The sequence below is a fragment of the Bifidobacterium sp. LCP19S3_E9 genome (genome assembly GCF_052121135.1).
GTDB classification, from domain to species: Bacteria; Actinomycetota; Actinomycetes; order Actinomycetales; family Bifidobacteriaceae; genus Bifidobacterium; species Bifidobacterium thermacidophilum.
On the sequence record NZ_JBQKEV010000001.1, the window covers coordinates 98,630 to 119,952 of the forward strand.

Below are 21,323 nucleotides of genomic sequence, written 5' to 3' on the forward strand. Positions count from 1 at the left end.
ATCCCACGATAGCAGCGCGACACGCCGCATATCACCAGTTCAGCTTCCGGGATGGAGCCGCGTGGCAAACAGCGAAGTAATCAGCCCGCAGACCTGTCGCTGCACGCCGGTCAGCCCGGAACGCGGCGTCACGCCCGAGAACCGTCTGAAGAAGTCCATGCCGAGCTCCGCGGTCGGCACACCAGCCGGCACCACGCCTTGCGAAACAAGCGACGTGCCGAAACCCGCGGCAAGACACGAACAAATCGACGCATTGCCGGATATCTCGATGTGATGCGCCGGCTGGATTGCACGCTGGGAGAAGAACAGATCCGTGTAGTAGCGCACGCCGGACCCGTGTTCACGCAGCAGCCACACCGTCTGCGGGTTATCCGGGTCGTTCGCGTGCTCCCCCGCCAGCACCAGCCGGTCATCGCACAGGGCGGTACGGATAATCCCTTCCGCCGCCACCGGTTTCTCCACGATTCCCATGTGCGCCCGGTGCAGTTCCACTGCTTCGACGATGTCGTCGGAATTCGCTGTCCTGACATGCATGTCGACGCGTTCGAGCGCGCCCGCGGAGCGCAGTCCGTCCAGGATCCTCGGCAGCAGCGCCACCGCCGCGGTGTTCGACATCATGAGCAGGAACGGATCGCGCGCCTGCCCCGCCCGGCTGACATCCTCCTGCGTCTGCCGCCATTGCGCAAGAAGCTCCACAGCGGAACGGTAGAGCGTCTCCCCCGCGCGTGTCGCGGTCACATCGGCACGCGCATGCCGCTCGAACAGCGATGTCCCCAACCGTTGCTCCAGCTGTGCAATCCGCGCCGACACCGTCGACTGCGAGACACGCAGTTCATCAGCCGCAATCGAGAACTGCCCGGTCTCATACACCGCCACAAACGTCTCAAGCAAAGGGAACACACAGGTATTATCCCACTGAGCGCTACCCCATTGAATACTATCCCGTTGGATAAAGGAGCCGCATCCCGGAAAATCCGGAACACGGCTCCGTATCAATCAATGACGTCTAATTCACACCATGGCGGGCAAGCACATCCTGCCGATGGATCACAACGCCCCGCACGCCTTGAGCAGCTTCTCGACCTCGGTGCCCTGCACCTTCTTGAGCAGTTCACGCAGGGCGAGACGATCTTTGAGCGGCAGGTCCATTTCGGTGAGTTTCTTGCCGTCGGCGAGTTTGACCGTCGCGGTCAGCAGGTCACGCACGTCGAAGACGCTGCCCCATACTTCCGGCACGCCACGGTCGACATTGCACAGCGTGTACACCGCTTCCATGCCGGTGCGGATCGAATACTCCGTGGTGAACACGGTGTCGCGCGGCGTTTCGGCGTACTGGCCGACGAAGGCGAGATTCACGGAGCCGTCGGGCACGACCTTCGGCCGGTCCCCGTCGCGACGCGGTTCGAAGAAGCTCGTCACATACGGCATCATCGCGGCGGTCGTGTTGCATGCCTCGCTCGCCAACTGCTTGATTCTGTCCTGCGGGATGCCGATGTGGTACAGCCATTCCTCGCACAGTTCTTCGCCGGTGCATTGCGCCATCGGCTTCTTGACGAAATCGCCGTTGTCATGCCAGCAGTTGAGGCCGTACACCCAGATCAGGCAGTGGTCGGACGGCTGGTCGGGGAACTGGCCTTGCCGGTTGATGGTCCACGACAGCAGCCAGCTCGAATCCCTGGCGGTCACGATGCCGCCGGTCACGATCTTGCCGGACAGCGGGTCGCGGTGGCAGATCGCTTCGATTGCGTCGAGAACCTCCTTGTTGGACGTGTCGACCGTCCACGACTCCCAGCTGGTTTCCTCGATGTCCTTGAAGAACTTCTCAGGGTGTCCGAAATCCGGGGACTGGGCGGCGATTCTCTTCCATAGTTCGACTGACGGCCCTTCGCCGTTCTTGATGGATACGACCGGCGCATGTGTCTGGTCGCCGTACGCGGTGCAATCGCCCTGCGAGCCGTTGGTGACGAACACGAGGTCGTTGTCGGTCAGGTCGATGCTCTTGGCCTCGCCGCCCTGCGTGTATTCGATGCGGCGGGCCGCTTTGCGGCTGCGCGTCACCTCGCACACCACGTTGGTCACATTCGTGTCATACAGCACCTTCGCCCCGGCGTCCGTGATGTACTTGACCATCGGGCGAATCATGGAATCATACTGGTTGTAGCGGGTGAAACGCAGTGCGGACAAATCGGGCAATCCGTCGATGTGATGGATGTAACGCTGCATATAGCGCTTCATCTCGATGGCGCTGTGCCATTTCTCGAACGCGAACATCGTCTGCCAGTACACCCAGAAGTTCGTCTTGTAGAAATCGTCATCGAACACGTCATCGATGGTCTTGTCGGCGAGCTCTTCGTCCGTGGCCATGAACAGGTGCAGCAGCTCCTGCGTCGCCTTCGGGTTCATCCCGTACTTCTTGTCGGTGTGCGCGTCCTGACCTTGCTTCTCGGTGACGCGACACAGGGAGAAGTTCGGGTCATGCTTGTTGAGCTTGTAGTATTCGGAGAAAATCGTCTCTCCGGGGTTCTGGATGGACGGGATGGAACGGAACAGGTCCCACATGACCTCGAAATGGTTGTCCATCTCACGGCCGCCGCGCATGATGTAGCCGCGTGTCGCATCGTAGATGCCGTCGCAGGAGCCGCCGGCCACCGGCAGGGATTCGAAGACCGTGATATGGTCGCCGGGCATCTGGGCGTCGCGGATCAGGTAGCATGCCGCCGACAGGCCGGCAAGACCGGACCCGACGATATACGCGTACTTGTCGTCGATGCCCTCAGGTTTCTCCGGGGTCGCGAAGGCTTCATAGTTTCCAGCCGAGTAGTACATGATGACTCCTTTGCCGTCATTTCGCCCACCGGTCTCACAGCAGGCTTGGAGCCTTTGCGAAACCGAGTCTCAACGTCGAGACGAGCACCATTATAGGATCGGTTCGAGGGAAAAACCATCGACAATCGGCGGGAACATGTCCAATTGTGTGAAAGCCGTTTCGCGACATCGCGTCGCTGGGAATCGCGCGGGAATGCGTGTACCGCACATCCCGCGCTTCTCAATCAGAACAGCAACTTCGCCGCGAGGAACGCGCCGCCCGCCAGCAGGATCGAGGCAAGGAAGCTGGCGAGCACCGCCATACGGCCACGGCTCGCAATCGCTTTGAAATCGACGTTCATGCCAAGGGCGGCCATCGCCATACCAAGCACCAGATAAGCGGCCTTGACCAGCATGTCCGTGAACTGCGCGACGAACGGCAGGTACGTGCCGGCGACCGATGCGATGAGGAAGCCGAGCATGAACCACGGAATCGGCACCTTGCGCGGGCCGTCGCCGGGCTGGGCATGCCTGCGGGCCCACCATGCGCCGATGATCAGGGCAGCCGGGGCGAGCATCAGCACCCGGGAGAGTTTCATGATGATCGCCGCATTCATACCGGTGTCACCCGCCGAACCGCCGACCGCGACCGCGTGCGCAATTTCATGGAGCGAGGCGCCGCCCATCGTGCCGAATTGCGCGTCGGTCAACCCGAGGACCGGGCGCAACGCGATTTGTGCGAGCGCGAATACCGTACCCATGATTGCGACGGTCGCCACCGCCATGACCTCGTCATCCCGTCCGCGCTGCTCCTCGCCCTTCGGCATGGTAATGGATCCGGACAGGCCCATGACCGCAGCGGCACCACAAATGCCGGTCCCGCCTGCTGTGAGGATCGCGAGATGCTCGTCGACACCGAGTTTTCTGGCGATAACGTACGTGACGGTGATGGTGAGCGTGACAATAATCGCCGCGATGACAATGGTTTTGACGCCGGTTGCGAACAGCACGTCGAGATTGAGCTTGAATCCGAGCAGGATGATGCCCAGCCGCAGCAGCTTGTTGGCGATGAGCCCCGCTGCACCGCCGATGCCTTGCGCATGCCGGGCGCCGGCCCCAGCGAACCATGCGCGCATCGGGATTTGCAGAAGCATGCCGATGATCAGTGCGATGATGAGTGCACCGAACAGGCTGAACGCCGGCAGACCGGCCAGCAAGGACCCAACGACGGATGCCGCGCAGGTCACGAGCGCGACAAGCAGCATATCGGTGGTGCAGATGGCTTTGAGGAATGTCTTGATTCTTGTCATGAAGCCATCTTGTCTGACAGCGACGTATCAATCAAATGCGTGTCTTCAATGTCTGGTATCGGATTTTCCGATACGATTGTGCGAGCCGCACACCTCGCGACACTCAGACAGCGCTCCCCGCGCCCGCACCGTGCCACCAGTGCGAATTAGCTGATACGCATGGTGACGGGATGAGGATTGTCATTGATGATCAGCGACAGCGCGGCATCCAGCTTATACGTCGACGGACCGACATTGCGGTCACTATCTGCCGGATCAGTGCCCATACGCAGCACCGCTGCGTACAACGTGGTGTCCTGTGGCGGATTCTCTGGGTCAAGCAGGGCGACGGGCACTCCGGCATCGCGCGCGGAGCCCAAGGCATCAACCCAGGATTGCGAGGTCGCATCCGTCACATCGAGCGCATTGATGACAATCACCGAAACCCGCTGCGATGCCCAATCTCGGACCGCCTGCTGCGCCGCCTGCGTCGCATCGGCGGTATCGGTCGTGGAAGCGAAGAACGCATGCAACCCCGCCTCGTCAAGATCGCTCATGACCATGGCATCGGACACCGGCGGGTTTCCCAATGCACCGACCACACCGACGGTGACATCCTGTCGATCGATGCTGTCGTGCGCCACGTTCTGCGTGTCGTCATGCGACGCTCCCACGGCGACGCCTTTCGGTGTGCAACCTGCGAGCGCGACGCCCATCGCCATCGCGCAGATAGCGGCCATGCACGCCGCCGCGACCCTGTTCCTAGCCATACGGCCCATCCTAGCCTGAGGTCATCGAGATGTAGCCAATAATCGCGCGGAGCGAGCTACCAATTCCGCGGATGCAAGGTATTCCCGATATACTTGGTTTCCCACCAGGCAGCCTGCTTATCGGTTATTGTTTCGTATTGCGACTTGACCAATATTTCCGGGCAGTCATGATACAGGTCATCCGCCACCGTGAGAATCACCTGCCTCAGCTCCAAATCATCGACAAATGTGCGAGGAATTCCAGAATAACCCACGGATGCCCCGACGATACTTCCTGTGACAGCACCGGTCGCATTGCTGTTTCCGCTGTGGTTGACCGCCGCGTGGACGGCTTTGCGGAAATCAATCGGATACCGCAGCGCACAATACACTGCAATGGCGAGCGTCTCCTCCGCGACCCAGCCTGAACCTAGCGCATGAATAGCGGCAAGGTCGTCTTCGTCTGCGTGATGCGCTGCCGCCAACGCCGCTGCCCGCGACATGATTGCCCGAAACTCCCCCATATGCCGGCACTGCGGGAACAACTCCGGAATCGCCGTTATGGCATCGTCGACCGCCTGACCAATCGTCATTCCTTCATGCGTGATCTTGTCAACGATATGAACGAATGCCGCGGCAGGCATGCAACCCAGTTCATGCCCATGGGTCAATTCCGCGGTCTTCGCACCAATTGTGTCAAGCGGGACATCACTGCGTAAGGATGCCTCCCGATACAGGCCTATCGGCGCTACTGGCAGCATTCCGCCACACCCCTTGCTGGTATTGATTGCGATCTGCGACGACCCAGGCTGCGAATCAATCAGTGCGCAAACGCATGTCTTTCCGGGCGATCTGACATTGAACATCTCCGGGACATCGATGAGCCACGAATAATGGTACTGCCCATCCTGCAGTTGTGCAAAGGCAAGAATCTGAGTTTTCAGCCAATCCTGATAACAGCAGCGGATATAGCCCTCATACGGCCCCATGATTCCTCGGACGATCCCGCGCGTGGTGCCCACCAGCAACCCTGTCGCGGCAAAAGCATCATCTGCGTGCTGGCGGAAATTTGCGCAACCCCACCCTTGAGATGGTACCGGGTGATTCCATGCGCCCCGTACACACGCGAAATCTGCGCTTCGGTCATGGTCTCAACGGGATATCCGAGCGCATCGCCGGCGGCGAAGCCAAGAAGACACCCGCGGTATTGGTCGATGTCCCTGAGAAAATCCTTGTCTGTCGCCATGTTCGCCATCGTCCCTCTCGCCAGATTCCTGGAATGAACCCTTTCTCACACCATACCCGGTATCGAATCGGTCGTCGACTTGGCTTGCGTTCGACGCGCTCGCCCCCATTGGTATGCGGCCGAATCATTCACTGACGTATAAGGAGAATGACCGTGTTGATTCGTACGGCGTCATCACTTTTTCGGACAGTCTCGTCGTTCGATCTAAGCGGTTTGAGGAACGGGGCGGCTAGAGAACGGTGAGGGAAGGAGAATAGGATATTGGCGGACGACCGTACCTCGCTGCACCGAATCGGAAAACACCGGGCGGAATAGGAATCAGTCTCGACGACAACGGACATCAACGGGCCGCACTGAGTCTGGCCAGACTACCAAATTACCGCAACACTGCAACACTGCGGAATTCCAAGGATTCCCACTACCTCGAAAGCCAGCGCCCCGCACCTCGAAGACCTGACATCGGCGCACCGGCCACTCATCCGCTCAGATCCACGGACTGAATCGGAAATCACACGACGAAATCACAACCAGTCCACGCCCGCACCCACCGGCGCCGGACCGCCAGCCGCGGGATCATCACAAATCCCCGGAATTTCAATGGTCAAGGCGCATCATCGCGGTCCGCCGCCGTCAGACTTGCCAATCTGGACACCAGAATCACGGACCAAATCGGAGGACGAAACCCGAAAACCGATCCAGTCCACATCCACACCGGTCGTAGTACATCCCGCAACTCCAATCACACAACAAACCCCCGGAATATCAACAATCCGTCAACGCCTCGAAGGCCGGTCACCGACACACCAGCCACTCATCCGCTCAGATCCACAGACTGAGCTGGAAACCGCACAACGAAACCGGAACCAGTCCATCTCTACTTAGCAGCGCACACATGGAGTTCGAATCCGTCATGACGATCGACGTCGCCACGGGCAGGCGTTCCCTGCCAACCTCCCGTCCGTGCCATCGCCAAACTGGAACTTATCGCCCCGGCTTCAACAACGAGTTCATACTCATTAGCACAGATCTTGATTATTCAAGTCCGCACTTCGCATGGCGTCTTCACACGGCACCCTGAAATCCCGAATGACTGGGAAACGCCCTGAAGTCAAGGGCTTTCACCGTACGGGTCTTACCCCCACGTGAACAACGCCACCGTTTCCACATGGCTCGATTACTTCTGATTGATGTTGGATTGGAGTGATATCATAAAAATGTAGAGGGCAAACACACCAAAAGTGTCAAAGAAAGACAGGATGGTGTGTTATGCGGAAATATGATAAGGAATTCAAAGAAGAAGCGGTCAAGCTCACAGATGAAGTTGGAATCAAGCAGGCAGCCGCACAACGTGGTGTAGCCTATTATACGTTGTCAGAATGACGTCAGAAACGCAAGGCTTACGGCGATCACACTTTTGTCGCCGACGAGATTTACCGCCTGCACAAGGAAAAGCAAAAAGCACAGCTTGATAACGTCGGGCGGGATGAACTGAAAAAACGCATCACCGATATGGGTGACTTCCTGCAGAAACAGCCAACTGCCATTACGGAATACGACGAGCTGCTTGTCCGGCGGCTGATTGAAAAAGTCACCATCTGCGAGGATAAATTCATTGTGGAATTCAAATCCGGTGTGATGGTTGATGTTAAAGAATAAGTAAGAAATCAAGCAAGGTACTCTACGAAAATTCAACGTAGGGTGCCTTGCTTGTTCTAATCATATCAACCTTGCTCTGAACGATACTTATGCTTAAGAGCATCAGTTACCGTTTCAATAATTGAAAATTCAAAATCTTTCTTTGACATTCCTATCGAAGACAAGAACTTCTTGTTTCCTTTGAAAGACTTCCATAATAGTGTCTTATCTCTTTCATCAAGATTTATCTTATACAAGAGATTGGAGAGAGAAACCATCAAAGATTTCTGCTTATCATCAATCTTCTTTTTACTGAAAGCTATATATTCCTTCAGATTGTCTTTGTCATATTTTGGCTGCAATCCAGTTATCGGATTAACCAGCAATTGAGTAGAAGAATTCATCAGATTCACATAAGAACCCAATTCATATTGCTGTGCCTCCGTCATTAAGTTGTAATCCAAGCCAAATGCTCTTGTTTTTTCGGTTGCACAATTGAGTTTTTGACTTTCATCTTGAATGCGGTTTATACGTTCATTTATTTCAACAATAGCAAGTTCATATGATTTAACATCACGCTTGCTGATGAGGGTAAAAATATCCTCAAGACGGTTCTGATCGCTTTTCTCTTTCCATAGCAGAAGACCGCTGCCCACAAGTGCAACTCCTGCAATCGCCCAACCGACAGGTCCAGCAAGAGCTAGGAATGCATTTCCGGCAGCCATTCCTCCACCACCGGCCGCAAGCGCACCTCCGCCCAACCAAGCTAGTGCCGCGTTGGTAGCTGCCGCGCCACTCAATGTAGATATAGCTGTTCCTGTTGAAGCAACACCGAACGTTGTCGCAATTCCCATTGCGGCAGTAGGGCCAAGGGCCGCAACTGCGACTCCGGCGCCTACACCAGCAGCACCTTCCCCAGCTTTTATTGCGGCGGCATTTTTGTAATCTGATTCGATCTTTTCTGCTTGCTGCTTCCAGTTCAAACGAATTTTTTTCAGTTTTTCATACTCTAATTGCTTCTCGCTCGGAACATTCCTAATATCGTCAAAGAGTTCTTGTATGGTGTTCAGTTCATCACAAAGCTGGCTTGTGTATGTACCCAACTCGTCAATTTTTTCATTTGTTTTCTTGATAGCTGATTCTGTCTGCTCTTGAACAAGTTCTAACCTCGATTTTTTCTTGTTCATCGTCTGTTGCCTCCAAAATATGAATCTATATCGGATTTTGTCCTAAGTATATTATTATCAGGGACCTTTCTGAGCTCTGCCAACCGGGCAGATTTCTGGAACGCCTGAACATACATATCACTGTTCTTAAAGTCATCAACAAAATCTACAAGATCCTTATCATCGTATAACTCAGATAATAATGAGAGTCCGCTCAGATAGTTTTCTACGATGGTCATTTCTCTTCTTGCAAACTGAGCTTCGGACTCAGCTTTTCGTATTACAATGGCCCGCTTTGCTTCGCCATACAATGAAATCGTGAAACGTCCCACTCCCACTATGTTAAGCTGAAGAGAAAATTCAGCCACATCGAAGGTACCGCCTCCGGTTATGAACGCCCGTATGGTTGCATCGCTGAGATCCATCATGCAGAAGGTACCGTGCGCTACTGTAAGCATTCTTTTTACTGTGGGATTCGAGAACGGCTCACAAGCTTTCCACATAGCGGATGCCGAACGTTCTTCTTTCTCTGTTGTTACGAAATATTTTACCAATCGCCTTATCGCATATACCAACCTGACAATGATTTCATTGATAAAGACTGGAATGACCTGGGTCGCTTGAAAGCGGATGTCATATCCTTCTTTGTATATGCTCAGAGCCAGCTCATTGATTGTGTTGTCAAACTGTGAAACGGGAATGTTCAGTTTTCTCTTTATTGCAATAATATCATTCGTCCATGCCCAAAACGGAGAAGGTATTCCCATACCTCGGCCTTTACTGCCGGATGATCCGGACATATCGGAAATCAAATGGCCAAACCAGTTGACGAACCCACAAAACAATTTTGCTGGAACACTATTGCCGCGAAGTTCAAATTTTCCATCAGCATCCTGTAAAGATGTCAATTTTCCGCCGGAAACAAAGTGCGATTGATTTGTGAACTGATCTAATATAGAAAAGAACAAACCAAGCAAAGTAGGATTATGTCCAAGTGATTTGAAATGATGATTTGTAGGATTCAAGTCAAATATGCTACTGGCAGCATCACCGGCTCCGCGCTGGTCATATGGGATTTTAAATTTCTTCTCAAGAAATCCAATTGCCGATGACAGTGAATCATCCCCTTTGCCATCCCATCCACACAGTTTAGCGAAATCAGTTGTCCGATTTGCAAACCACTTATCAGTAACATCGCCAAGCGGTGACTCTCCGGGTTTTCCAACCAGAAAAATATCGATGATGTCACACAGAACTCCTGAACTTGCAGCCAACGCATAATCCAACTTATCACAATTCGGTCTGAGACTCTCAACTGACTTGATTGTCTCTTCCAGGCTCTGTATTTCAGTTCCCGCAGATATTAATGCAGTTTCGATGGAAGATGTAAAGCTGAACCCATCGTCAGCAACACTCATTCCAAGAACGAATCGGTTTGTTCCTTCTGCGTGGTTCATGCTGTTATACTCCCTTCTTTTCTTTTAGTTTGCGTTATATCCGAATGTCTGGTTGAACCTTATTTTTAAGTTATCAATCTCCTTGAGAGTAAAGCCGAGGAGGTCAATAGACCCAGCATCTATCCTTTTCACGCAACCCTACCAAATCCGAAAAACATCTAAATCGACCGCACACGAACCGCTGACATCTAACCTGGCCACACGCCAAACTATGACATCTAAATCGCTCTGTCGCGTTCAAGATCATGCCTTTGGACTTATTCCCACGGAGCAATAATTTTGCGTTTTCACACATCGCATTTTTGCTATCAAACCTCGAAAATCCCTTATATCAAGCCTTTCCGTACACTCAGTCTTTTACCCTCGACATCAATACCACCGTCTCAACATGGTGGGTCATCGGGTAAATGTCGTAAGCGCGGATATCTGCGAGGCGATAACCAAGCTCGCCGACAAGCGTAGCGGTATCGCGGGCGAGGCTCGTCGGATCGCAGGCGATGTAGATGACCGCTTTCGCGCCGCTTTCGGCGATCTGACGGCACACCGCCGCCTTCGCACCGGCACGCGGCGGGTCAAGCACAACAACATCAGGATGAGCCAAGTCGCTGGGGACATGCTGCAACGTGCGGCGAACATCACCAACCCGGGCATCCGCGGAACTGATCCGGCGATGCCGCAGATTATATTGAGCGTTGCGCACCGCGGTGCGTCCGCCTTCGATACTGAGCATGCGCGTACGCTCCGCGGCAAGCATACTCAGCGGCAGTGTGAACAACCCGGAGCCGGAATACAAGTCCCACAACACGGCCTGCTTACGGCCATCAAGCACCCGACGAACCAAGTCCACCACATGATTGGCAAGCATCACCGGAGCCATGCGGTGCACCTGCCAGAAACCATTCGCATCCACACGATAATCGAACGTTTCACCGGCAACTGTCACAGATTCGTGCAGATGCTTCGACCCCGCACGCAACTCGCCATCAACCAGTACGGCGTAATTGTTGCCGACCGCTTTCAGCAACGCCTGCGAATCAGCATGAGTGGTATCGATGCCACGTGGTTCCGGCACGGATAATCTGATTTGAGAACCAGGCTCAAAACTACCATCCCAGATGCGCTCCTCGTCCGCCACCGCAAGCAGCGCACGGGATGCAAGCGGCATGGTGTCAATCGGGACCCGCACATGCGAACCCCGACGGCGCATGGACGGCATTCCATGCTCATCGGCGATCATCTCAATGCGTGTACGCCAATTCAGCCCGCCGAGTTCCACATCATGATCGGCACGTTCAACCGGCACTGGATCACACTCGACATGCCCCATGCGATGCATCTGATCGGTAATCACCGCGGACTTCCAAGCAAGCTGCCCCGGCAGACTCACATGCACCAAGTCCGCTCCCCCGACGCCGCCGCCTTGCGCCAATGGTCCCGCCAACCGCCAGACAGGTTCGACACGATCCGGGCTGGCTTCAAGCACCTCCGCCACTTCGCCGGTCCAGAACCGGTCATCACGGTCATGCGGCTCATCAAGTTCGACGCGCACCAACTCCCCCGGAAGCGCGAACCTGACGAACACCACACGGCCATCGATATGGCCGACACAGCGACCCTGATCGGCATACCGCTCGATACGCACTTCTACCTGCATATTTCCTATCACTTTCCTGCCTGCCAACAGCCGGGCGGTGTACGCGCCGGCCAATCAAGCGGCCCGGACATCGACATGCCGACCGCAACTTGCTGGTGCAACAACCTAGCACAACCTAGTGCCCAGAACACGATAATGGCGGATGATGCGCACACCCTGCACACCATCCGCCATATGACATCATCAGCCGCGTTCCGCAGTCTTGTTTTCCCCATCCTCCGATTGCCGTTGTGCCGCACGCTCAAGCTCACGATGCCGATGCATCGGCGTGGCGACAATCAAATACGACACCCAAATCGCCAACGCCCAGAACGGAATGCCCATCAGCAGACGAGCCGTACCCAGCCACGCCACCCGGTCAGACAGATACAGCGGAACCTGCACGAGCAGACGGAGCGCGAACACACCCACCCACAGCGCGGTTATCGTCATATACGCGCGTTTGAGCGGTTTGTCGTCCATCCAACCGCGGAACCAATCGCGGAAATGCTCAGTCGGCAACGACCGGATGAACTCGACCACCAGCCCAAGCCCCGGCACCCGTGCAATCAACGAGATGCCCAGCAGCACGATATACACGGCATTCGTGATGAAGCCGAACATATAGTAATTGCGCGCCTCATGGCTGTGCCACGCCCACACCAGGCAGATTGCGACCGACACCAATCCGCTCAACGCACCCATGACCGACTGGCGTTGGACAAGCCGGGCCAGCACTTGTACTACGGCGAGTATCGCGGATACCATCACCGTCAGGCGCAAATCGGACGTGACAACGAACATCACGACGAAAACGAAGCCTGGCAGCATCGATTCCACGACGCCACGCGGGCCGCCAATCGCCTCGATGACGGAGAAATCACCGTCCCCCGCTTGAGTGAGGGCGGCGACACCGGTACGCGGTTTGCGGTTCTGGGCCGAATCCGGCATCGCGCCACTCAACGCACTTCGGAGAACATCGGGCCACGGGACAAGGTGGTCTTCTGCTCTACTTGCTGATCGGAGTCGAACGGACCCTTCGGGCGCTGCGGAATCTCGGCGTTTCCCTGCTGCGATTGCTCTGCAGCGGCCTTACGCTCGCCCGGAGTGACCGGCGCATGCATCGGAATCAGGTCGCGCGGAGCGAGCGGCTCTTCTCCACGTTCCACGACGATTTGCGAGAAGAAGCGGTTCAGCGCCTGTGTTTCCTCGTCATCCGGATCGGTCGCGGCCTTGCCGGAGAAAATGCCACGCAGCATCCAACGCGGGCCGTCCACGCCCACGATGCGTGTGGTCACCATCTTGCCTTCCTTGATCGGGACCGGCAGAATGAGCTCCATGCCAAATACGCCCGGCACTTCCTTGGCGACATCACTCTTGGAATCCAGCAGGTCGGCGCGTACGTCGTCCCACAATCCCAGCGTCTTCGGCGCGGCGAACGCCTCGACTTCCAGGCTTGACGTGCCGTACGTAATGGTGGCGCCCAGCACCGCCTTATTCGCGCGGGCGGCTTTGATGCGCAGCTCGATGCCCTTCATGAACGGGATGTAGTAGGCACCAAGGTCGAGGTACTCATCATAGTCGGGGACGTATTCGTCGCGCACATCCCACGGGCCCCAGTCCTCACCGCGGCCTTCATACTCTTCGCTCACCTCGGTGGGATAGTCCACTTGCTCCTCGGCACCCTGGGATGCGTTCTGTTCCTTGGCTTGCGCGGCTACTTCCGACTGTTTCGCTTCGTTGTCGTCAGCCGCGGCTGCCTTGCTGCCGTTGGCATCAACCGCGTTCTGGTGTGCCTTCTTCGCGTCCTTGTCGCGCGCGGCATCATCGTCATGATGCTTCTTCTTGCCGAATCCGAACAATCCCACAGCTCCTCGTTTCTACGGATATGACAGTCCCAAGAATAACACCGCAGATGAAAGCCAGCTGTGAACGCGATGTCGTGCGTTCGCGCGGCTGAAGCCGGCATCGGCAGGTCTCAGGGACGACAACTGCTGTTCACACGTCGTACGTGATGCTCAGCGGCGCGTGGTCGGACCAACGGGCGTCGTAAGTGGGCGCCTTGTCGATGGTGAATCCGCGTGCGGTCTGCGCGAGCTCTGGCGTGGCGAACTGGTAGTCCAGGCGCCAACCGGTGTTATTGTCGAACGCCCTGCCGCGCTGGCTCCACCACGTGTACGGCCCTTGGATGTCACCGGCAAGCTCGCGCATCACATCGACGAACTCGTACTCGCCGAGCCATTTGTCGATATACGCGCGCTCCTCGGGCAAGAAGCCGGAGTGGGTCACATTCGCCTTCGCGTTCTTGATGTCGAGCGGGGTGTGCGCGATGTTGAAATCGCCGCACAGCACCGCCTGCTTGCCGCCGTGCGCCGCCTCGTCGCGCAGCTGCCCCATGCGGGTGAGCATGGTGTCGAGGAAACGGAATTTCTGGTGCATCTTGTTCGGATCGTCAACATCGCCGGAATGCACGTACACGCATACGACCGTAATCTCGTAGCCTTGCGGGGTGCGGACATCCGCCTCAATCCAGCGTCCGGAATCCACGTCTTCCTCAAGCCCGGGTAGCCCATACCGGGTGGCGACTACCGGCAGCGTCGACAGCAGCCCAACGCCGGCGCGACCTTTGATACGGCAGACTTCGTCCATGGTGTGGAAATCGGCGGGATTGGCGATTTTCCCGGAGTCCACGTAGGTATCGGCAATCTTGTTGAAAATCGGGTCGATTTCCTTCTGGGGCGCGCGGACCTCCTGCATGCACCAGACGTCAGGCGTATGCTCTTGCACCCAATGCATGATGCCCTTGCGGTTCGCCGCACGTAGGCCGTTGACATTCGATGTCGTGATCACAATGCTCATGGCTCCGAGCCTAGCAGCGCTCCCCTACGAGACGTCACGCGCTCTTGAGCGTCCGTTACCTTCGTTTCTGCACCGGTTATGCGTTCATCCGCGTGTCCACCTGTACCTCCCATCCGTACAAACTGGCTACGCTTACGGCCATCCCGGCGTAACCAGTTTGTGAGAAAGACCAGCAGAGAGGCAGACTCTGAGACGGAAGCCCCACAACCCTCTACCGACACGCAGGACAGTCTCAGTGTCGGCACAACCTTCTACCGACACGCAGCACGGTCCCAGCGTCGGCAGAAATACAAAACCGTCTACCGACGTTGAAGGGGTTCCTAGCGTCGGTAGACGGTTATGGGATGTATCTGCAACAGGCTGCGAATCAGTCGAGACCGAGCTTGAGCTTGCCTCCCGGAATCGCGTCGAGCAGGTCGCGCGTGTACTGCTGCTGCGGGTGGTCGAACACCTCGTCGGTTGTGGCGTGTTCGACCAGCTTGCCGTGTTGCATCACGACCACCTCGTCGGCGATCTGACGGACAACCGCGAGATCATGCGTGATGAACAGGTAGCTCAGCCCGCGTTCCGCCTGCAAATCATTGAGCAGATGAAGCACCTGGTCCTGCACCAGCACATCGAGCGCGGACACCGCCTCGTCGCAGATGATGACATCCGGGTCGAGCGCCATGGCACGTGCGATCGCGATGCGCTGACGCTGGCCGCCGGACAGCTCGTTCGGATACCGGGTCATCACAGATTCAGGCAGTTCGACCATGTCAAGCAGCTCGCGCACACGCTTCGCACGGCTCTTCTTGTCGCCGATATGGTGGATGCGCAACGGCTCCTCGATGGACCGGTAGATCGAGTACATCGGGTCGAGCGAACCATACGGGTTCTGGAAGACCGGCTGGACATGCCGACGGAAGTCCAGCAGCTCGGCCTTGCCGAAGTCCGCAATGTTCTTGCCTTCGTAGAAAACCTTACCCGACGTGGGCTCAAGCAGCCGCAACACCATGTTCGCGACGGTCGACTTGCCAGAGCCGGATTCTCCCACGATGGCGAGCGTCGTACCGCGCTTGACGGAGAAGGACACGTCATCCACCGCCTTGAACATCTCTTTCTTGCGCGGAAGCTTGAATTCCTTCGTCAGATGCTCGACAGTGATAATGTGTTCGCTCTTCTCCAGCGTCTGCTCGCCCTTGACCTGGTGCTCGAGCAACGCATCCGCATTCTGACCGCGTTCTTTCGCGGAGATGATGCGCTGCGAGGCGAGCGACGGAGCCGCCGCGACCAGCCGCTTGGTATACGGGTGCATCGGGTGCTGCAACACTTCGAGCGATGGGCCGGATTCGACAACCTGTCCCTTATACATCACGACAATATGCTGCGCGCGTTCCGCCGCCAGACCCAGATCATGCGTGATGAACAGCACTGCAGTGCCCAGCGAATCGGTGAGCGTCTGCAAATGGTCGAGGATGCGCTTCTGGACGGTCACGTCGAGCGCGGACGTCGGTTCGTCGGCAATCAACAGGTCAGGACGGCATGCCAGACCGATGGCGATCAGCGCGCGTTGGCGCATACCGCCGGAGAACTCGTGCGGATACTGGCGCGCACGCGTCGCAGCGTCCGGCAGGCCGGCTTCATCAAGGAGGCCGGCGATGCGGTCGTTCATATTCGAACCGGTGACATGCTCCTTGGCGATCTGCCAGGCCTTGTCATCGTTTACGCCAGCCTTGATGAGGTCGTCGGCCACACGCCAACGGGTCTCGGAGCCAGGCGTCCATTCTTCAGTGAAGAACTCCATCGCATTGTCAAGCTTCTTACCGCTCATGCCGATCTCGGTGAGCGCCTGCTTGGCGGCGCCAAGCAACGCAGGAAGTTCAGCCGAGCCGATGAAGGTCTCGTCATCTTCGCTTTTGACGTTGACTTCATCGCCTGCAAGCGCTTTCGCAAGTTTGGACCGCTTCTCATGCGAGATGTCCATATGGTTGGCGACAAGCGCTTCCTTGACCTGGGTGCCGATGCGCCACACCGGGTTGAGGTTGCTCATCGGGTCCTGCGGGACCAGGCCCATCTTGCTGCCGCGCAGCTGGTCATACTCCTTGCTCTTGAGACCGGAAATCTCCTGGCCTTCGAGCTTGATGGAGCCGCCGACCACGTGTCCGGTACCCGGAAGCAGGCCCAAGACCGCCATAGCGGACGTGGATTTGCCGGAACCGGATTCGCCCACGATCGCCACCCACTGTCCGGGATAGACGTTGAATGAGGCGTCGCGCACGGCATGGACGTCATGCCCGTTGTCGTCGGTGAAATCGACCTTCAGATGCTGTACTTCCAGCAGCGGGCCCTGTTCGCGCTGCATCGCCTCGAGCCGCTGTGCGGCCTCGTCCTTCGCATTGGTATTGGTGTTCTCAGTCATCACATGCTCCTTGTCAGGCCGTACGGCTCTTTGGATCGAGCGCGTCCTTGACGGCGTCACCCATCATGATGAAGGCCAGCACGGTAATTGCCAGCGCGGCCGACGGATAGAACAGGACGGAGGGGTTGGTCCGCAGCACGGATTGCGCGCTGGAGATGTCGCCGCCCCAGCTGACCGTGGTGGTCGGCAGGCCGACACCGAGGAAGCTCAACGTCGCCTCAAGCACGATGTAGGAGCCGAGGGACGTGGTGCCGATGACGATGATCGGGGCCAGCGAATTGGGGATGATATGCCGGATCAGATTGCGCCACGGCGTCGAACCTAAGGCAGTGGAGGCGGTGTTGAATTCGAGGTTCTTCGCTTCCATGACCGCGCCTCGGGCGATACGCGCAGTGGACACCCAGCCGAAGAGCGTGATGACGAGCACCAGCTTCCAGATCGAGGTGCTGGTCTTGAACATCTGCAGCACGACGATGGCGCCGAGCAGAATCGGCAGCGCGAGGAAGATATCGGTCAGACGGCTGAGCACCGCGTCAACCCAACCTCCGAAGAAGCCGGCGAGCGCGCCGATGAACGCGCCAATCACCACCACGAAAATCGTGGACAGCAGGCCGACGCTCAGCGAGGTGCGGGTCCCGTAGATGGTGCGGGTATACACGTCGCAGCCTTGCAGGTCGAAGCCGAAGGGGTGGCCTGCTTTGGCGGGCTCGAGGGAGTTGTCGAGGTTGCAGTAGTTCGGATTCTGCTTGGTGAGCACGCCCGGGAAGAGGGCGACGAACACGACGAAGATGATGAGGATCGCGGAGATGATGAACATCGGGTTGCGACGCAGCGTACGCCACGCGTCAGCCCACATGCTGGCCGCCGGCGCGGATTCGTCGATCGAGTCGACCGCCTGGAGCGGGGTTTCGTCGATCGGTGCGACGAATCGTTCCTGTCCGGGCAATACGCGGGCGGTGTCATTGCGTGATGGTTCTGCCATGATTATCTCTTCCTTCCTCTCACGCGTACCGGATGCGCGGGTCAAGCGCCGCGTACAGCAGGTCGACGATGAGGTTGGTGACGACGAAGATCAGGGTCAGCAGAGTGACGATGGAAACGACCATATTGCTTTCGCCCTTGAGGATGCTCTGATAGGTGAGGTATCCGATGCCGTGCACGTTGAAGATGGTTTCGGAGATCATCGCGCCGCCCATGAGCGCTCCGAGATCCTGGCCGAGATAGGTGACCACGGGAATCAGCGAGTTGCGCAGGACGTGGCGCATGAACACCTGGCGGCGACCCATGCCCTTGGCACGGGCGGTACGCACGTAGTCCTCGTTCATGTTGGATGAGATCTCACCGCGGGTGAGGCGAATGATATACGCCATGGACACTGAGCCGAGCACGATGGCCGGCATGAGCAGATCGACAAAGCCCGGATCGTTGCCGGCGGTGACAGGCAGCAGCCTCCACTTGACGCCGACGAGATACTGCATGATGAAGCCGGTGACGAAGGTCGGCACGGAGATGAGCAGCAGGGAGATGATCAGAATCACCGTGTCGCCCCAACGTCCCTTGTTGAGGCCGGAGATGATACCGAAGATGACGCCGAAAACCGCTTCAAACACGAAGGCCATCAACGCGAGCCTGATGGTCACGGGGAAGGCGCGGCCGATTTCGTCGATGACCGGCTGGCCGGCGAAGGTGTTGCCGAAATCAAGGGTCAGTGCGTTCTTGAGGAACAGCAGGTACTGAATGATGAACGGCTTGTCAAGGTTGTATTCGGCGCGGATCTGGGCCGCGACCGCCTGGTTGACCGGCTTGTCCCCGAACATGGCTTTCACCGGGTCGCCCGGCAGCGCGAAGACAAGAGCATAAACCAGGAGGGTCGTGCCAAGGACCACGGGAATCATCTGCAGAATGCGTCGCAGAAGATATTTGCCCATTGGGTTGCTCCTTATTGCTCTTCGGCCGTTCGCACCGGGCCCTGTCGGGCATGGCGGCACTGCGGCCATAAAATACTTACGATAGTCTACCCCACCTCTGCCCCTGCGTCACCTGTACAAGGCCTGAAACCGCGCTCGCCCTGTATTGTAGGGCATTCTGGGCGTCACGGTGACCGTTTCCGTATACCGGACGTTAACAGCGTAGAAACATTGCTTTTTCGGATAATGATGGGTTTGACGCGACGAGGGCGCATGACATGAATCCATGCCATGCGCCCTCGTGGAATATCAGACGCCTATCGGCGTGCCGTCACTTGGACAGCTCCGAATAGACCGGCTGGTTCTGCCAGTTCATCGTGAAGTTCTTCACGCCCTTGGCAGCCACACCGTACGCGTTGCCGTAGTACAGCGGGATGGCCGGCAGATCGTTGAGCAGGATTTCCTGGGCCTGCTGGTAGATCTTGTTCGCGGCTTCGGTGCTGGTCGCGGCGTACGCCTGGTCCATGAGCTTGTCGAAGGCCGGGTTCTTGTAGTCGCCGTCGTTGGAGCCCTGGTTGTCGGCCGCAGCGGAGTCGTACAGCTGGTACAGGTAGTTCTCCGGGGACGGGTAATCAGGCTGCCAGCCGGTACGGAACGCGCCCTTGATGGTGCGGTTGGACACGTCGGTGCGGAACTCCTGGAAGGTCGGAACCGGGTTGGTGGCGGCCTTGATGCCCAGGTTGTTCTTCAGCTGGTTGACCACAGCGTCGTAGATCGGCTTGGCGCCGCCGTCGGCGTTGTAGGAGAAGGTGAGGGTGCCGTCATACTTGGAGATGGCATCGGCCTTGGCCCACAGTTCCTTGGCCTTCTTCGGGTTGTACTCCAGATTGCTTTCGCCCTTGAGGGAGTCCGAATAGCCCGGGGTCATCGGGGAGGTGAATTCCTTGGCCGGGGTGCCGACGCCGCCGAGCACCTTGTCGACGATGGTCTTGCGGTTGATGGCCATGGAGATGGCCTGGCGACGCAGGACGCCTTCCTCGGTGTTGGTCTGGAAGTGATCGAGATCGGACGGGATGGTGAAGGTCTGGCTCACGGAACCGGCCTTGTTGTATGCCACGACGTTGGGGTCGGACTGGAAGGTCTTGGTCGCGGTCGCCGGGACGGAATCCATGACGTCGAGGTTGCCGGACTGCACGTCGGCGTAGGCGGAATCGGTGGAGGTGTAGATCTTGAAGGTCACGCCGTCATTGTTGACCTTGACGTTGCCCTTGTAGTCGGGGTTCTTGACCAGCACGATTTGCTTGTTGTGATCCCAGCTGGAGAACTTGTACGGGCCGTTGCCGACCGGCTTCTCGCCGAAGGCCTTCGGGTCCTTGTAGAAGGATTCCGGCAGCGGGGAGAAGCCCTCGTAACCGACCTTGACCGGGAAGGTGGCGTCAGGCTGGTTCATGGTGACGGTGAAGGTGTAGTCGTCGACGACCTTGAGGCCGGAGAGCTGCTCGTCGCCCTTCAGGCCGTCCTTCTGCAGGTCGTCATAGCCCTTGATGGTCGAGAAGAAGGACGCGCACTTCTGGGCGTTCTTCGCATTGGCGGTGTAGCTCCAGGCCTTGGTGAAGGATTCTGCGGTCACCGGAGTGCCATCGGTGAACTTCCATCCCTTCTTGAGGGTGATGGTGTATTCGCTGGAATCGGCATTCGGCTTGATGGACTGGGCGACTTCGTTCTTCGCGTTGCCCTTGTTGTCGAAGCTCACCAGGCGGGCGAACATCAGTTCGACCGGGCGGCCGCCGCCAGTTTCGTTGGTGTTGCCCGGGACGAGCGGGTTCTGCGGTTCGGAACCGAAGGCGGTGATGATGACCTTGCCGCCGTTGGACGAACCGGAAGTCGAAGATGACGACGAACCGCAGCCGCCGAGCGCCATCGCGAGCGAGCATGCCGCCGCGATCAGCGCAATTGCTTTCTTCTTCATATGTGTTTTTCTCCTGTGTGTGTTTGATTTTGGGACGAATCCCAAAAAACAACGAGGCTCGGGCTCCCGCCCCAACCTCGTTGCTGAACATCGTCAATTCTTATCCCTCTGTGGGACAAGACGCAAGATGATGTTCTCGTTGCCATCTGCAACGCCTCGCGCATCAGGTGTTCAATCGCGACGTCGTCCAAGGCCTTACATGACAAG

General features: G+C 57.3%; 17 protein-coding genes. All 17 read right to left on the minus strand.

The genetic code is table 11. From position 1 onward, the window contains the following. Positions 1–39 precede the first annotated feature (39 nt). Positions 40–900 carry a LysR family transcriptional regulator gene (locus ACTQYB_RS00375; protein ID WP_441481653.1) on the minus strand — a complete coding sequence of 287 codons (861 nt, stop codon included), beginning with the start codon at positions 898–900 and terminating at the stop codon, positions 40–42. A 147-nt stretch (positions 901–1,047) separates the two neighbouring features. Continuing rightward, complete coding sequence (locus ACTQYB_RS00380; protein WP_318355894.1) at positions 1,048–2,826, minus strand: oleate hydratase; 1,779 nt, start codon at positions 2,824–2,826, stop codon at positions 1,048–1,050. A 224-nt stretch (positions 2,827–3,050) separates the two neighbouring features. Then, positions 3,051–4,115 (minus strand): YeiH family protein, encoded by a 1,065-nt coding sequence (locus tag ACTQYB_RS00385; RefSeq protein ID WP_441481652.1) that lies wholly within the window; start codon positions 4,113–4,115, stop codon positions 3,051–3,053. Positions 4,116–4,261: 146 nt separating this feature from the next. Next, entirely contained in the window at positions 4,262–4,864 is a 603-nt protein-coding gene (locus ACTQYB_RS00390; protein WP_412171104.1) for a hypothetical protein, read from the minus strand. 56 nt (positions 4,865–4,920) lie between these two features. After that, complete coding sequence (locus ACTQYB_RS00395) at positions 4,921–5,865, minus strand: ADP-ribosylglycohydrolase family protein (protein WP_412171105.1); 945 nt, start codon at positions 5,863–5,865, stop codon at positions 4,921–4,923. Continuing rightward, a complete protein-coding gene (locus tag ACTQYB_RS00400) occupies positions 5,784–6,098 on the minus strand; it encodes an ADP-ribosylglycohydrolase family protein (RefSeq protein ID WP_412171106.1) in 315 nt (104 codons plus the stop codon). The genes ACTQYB_RS00395 and ACTQYB_RS00400 overlap by 82 nt, the downstream gene beginning before the upstream one ends. A gap of 1,362 nt (positions 6,099–7,460) precedes the next feature. Then, complete coding sequence (locus ACTQYB_RS00405; protein ID WP_441481650.1) at positions 7,461–7,757, minus strand: hypothetical protein; 297 nt, start codon at positions 7,755–7,757, stop codon at positions 7,461–7,463. Between the two features lie 53 nt (positions 7,758–7,810). Further along, positions 7,811–8,911 (minus strand): hypothetical protein, encoded by a 1,101-nt coding sequence (locus ACTQYB_RS00410; RefSeq protein ID WP_441481649.1) that lies wholly within the window; start codon positions 8,909–8,911, stop codon positions 7,811–7,813. Beyond that, positions 8,908–10,347: a hypothetical protein gene (locus tag ACTQYB_RS00415; RefSeq protein WP_412171110.1), complete on the minus strand. Its 1,440-nt coding sequence runs from the start codon at positions 10,345–10,347 to the stop codon at positions 8,908–8,910. Before ACTQYB_RS00415 ends, ACTQYB_RS00410 begins: the two co-directional genes overlap by 4 nt. Positions 10,348–10,696: 349 nt before the next feature. Beyond that, positions 10,697–12,001 carry a class I SAM-dependent RNA methyltransferase gene (locus ACTQYB_RS00420; RefSeq protein WP_441481648.1) on the minus strand — a complete coding sequence of 435 codons (1,305 nt, stop codon included), beginning with the start codon at positions 11,999–12,001 and terminating at the stop codon, positions 10,697–10,699. Positions 12,002–12,184: 183 nt separating this feature from the next. Then, positions 12,185–12,931, minus strand: a complete 747-nt coding sequence (locus tag ACTQYB_RS00425) for a DUF3159 domain-containing protein (RefSeq protein ID WP_441481647.1) — start codon at positions 12,929–12,931, stop codon at positions 12,185–12,187. Positions 12,932–12,939: 8 nt separating this feature from the next. Beyond that, positions 12,940–13,848: a DUF3710 domain-containing protein gene (locus ACTQYB_RS00430; RefSeq protein ID WP_441481646.1), complete on the minus strand. Its 909-nt coding sequence runs from the start codon at positions 13,846–13,848 to the stop codon at positions 12,940–12,942. A gap of 130 nt (positions 13,849–13,978) precedes the next feature. Continuing rightward, positions 13,979–14,839, minus strand: a complete 861-nt coding sequence (locus ACTQYB_RS00435; RefSeq protein ID WP_033505226.1) for an exodeoxyribonuclease III — start codon at positions 14,837–14,839, stop codon at positions 13,979–13,981. 367 nt (positions 14,840–15,206) lie between these two features. Beyond that, positions 15,207–17,240, minus strand: a complete 2,034-nt coding sequence (locus ACTQYB_RS00440) for a dipeptide ABC transporter ATP-binding protein (protein ID WP_441481645.1) — start codon at positions 17,238–17,240, stop codon at positions 15,207–15,209. A gap of 13 nt (positions 17,241–17,253) precedes the next feature. Then, a complete protein-coding gene (locus ACTQYB_RS00445) occupies positions 17,254–18,222 on the minus strand; it encodes an ABC transporter permease (RefSeq protein WP_033505221.1) in 969 nt (322 codons plus the stop codon). A 19-nt stretch (positions 18,223–18,241) separates the two neighbouring features. Continuing rightward, the gene (locus ACTQYB_RS00450; RefSeq protein WP_318355877.1) at positions 18,242–19,168 is read right to left on the minus strand and encodes an ABC transporter permease; all 927 of its coding nucleotides are present in this window, start codon (positions 19,166–19,168) and stop codon (positions 18,242–18,244) included. Between the two features lie 310 nt (positions 19,169–19,478). Continuing rightward, entirely contained in the window at positions 19,479–21,116 is a 1,638-nt protein-coding gene (locus ACTQYB_RS00455) for a peptide ABC transporter substrate-binding protein (protein ID WP_441481644.1), read from the minus strand. Positions 21,117–21,323 lie beyond the last annotated feature (207 nt).

Coding starts and splice junctions, on each gene's coding strand:
- ACTQYB_RS00415 (WP_412171110.1), bottom strand. CDS start 10,347: ATGAACCACGCAGAAGGAACAAACCGATTCGTTCTTGGAATGAGTGTT.
- ACTQYB_RS00425 (WP_441481647.1), bottom strand. CDS start 12,931: ATGCCGGATTCGGCCCAGAACCGCAAACCGCGTACCGGTGTCGCCGCC.
- ACTQYB_RS00400 (WP_412171106.1), bottom strand. CDS start 6,098: ATGGCGAACATGGCGACAGACAAGGATTTTCTCAGGGACATCGACCAA.
- ACTQYB_RS00390 (WP_412171104.1), bottom strand. CDS start 4,864: ATGGCTAGGAACAGGGTCGCGGCGGCGTGCATGGCCGCTATCTGCGCG.
- ACTQYB_RS00440 (WP_441481645.1), bottom strand. CDS start 17,240: ATGACTGAGAACACCAATACCAATGCGAAGGACGAGGCCGCACAGCGG.
- ACTQYB_RS00445 (WP_033505221.1), bottom strand. CDS start 18,222: ATGGCAGAACCATCACGCAATGACACCGCCCGCGTATTGCCCGGACAG.
- ACTQYB_RS00380 (WP_318355894.1), bottom strand. CDS start 2,826: ATGTACTACTCGGCTGGAAACTATGAAGCCTTCGCGACCCCGGAGAAA.
- ACTQYB_RS00450 (WP_318355877.1), bottom strand. CDS start 19,168: ATGGGCAAATATCTTCTGCGACGCATTCTGCAGATGATTCCCGTGGTC.
- ACTQYB_RS00420 (WP_441481648.1), bottom strand. CDS start 12,001: ATGCAGGTAGAAGTGCGTATCGAGCGGTATGCCGATCAGGGTCGCTGT.
- ACTQYB_RS00410 (WP_441481649.1), bottom strand. CDS start 8,911: ATGAACAAGAAAAAATCGAGGTTAGAACTTGTTCAAGAGCAGACAGAA.
- ACTQYB_RS00435 (WP_033505226.1), bottom strand. CDS start 14,839: ATGAGCATTGTGATCACGACATCGAATGTCAACGGCCTACGTGCGGCG.
- ACTQYB_RS00455 (WP_441481644.1), bottom strand. CDS start 21,116: ATGAAGAAGAAAGCAATTGCGCTGATCGCGGCGGCATGCTCGCTCGCG.
- ACTQYB_RS00385 (WP_441481652.1), bottom strand. CDS start 4,115: ATGACAAGAATCAAGACATTCCTCAAAGCCATCTGCACCACCGATATG.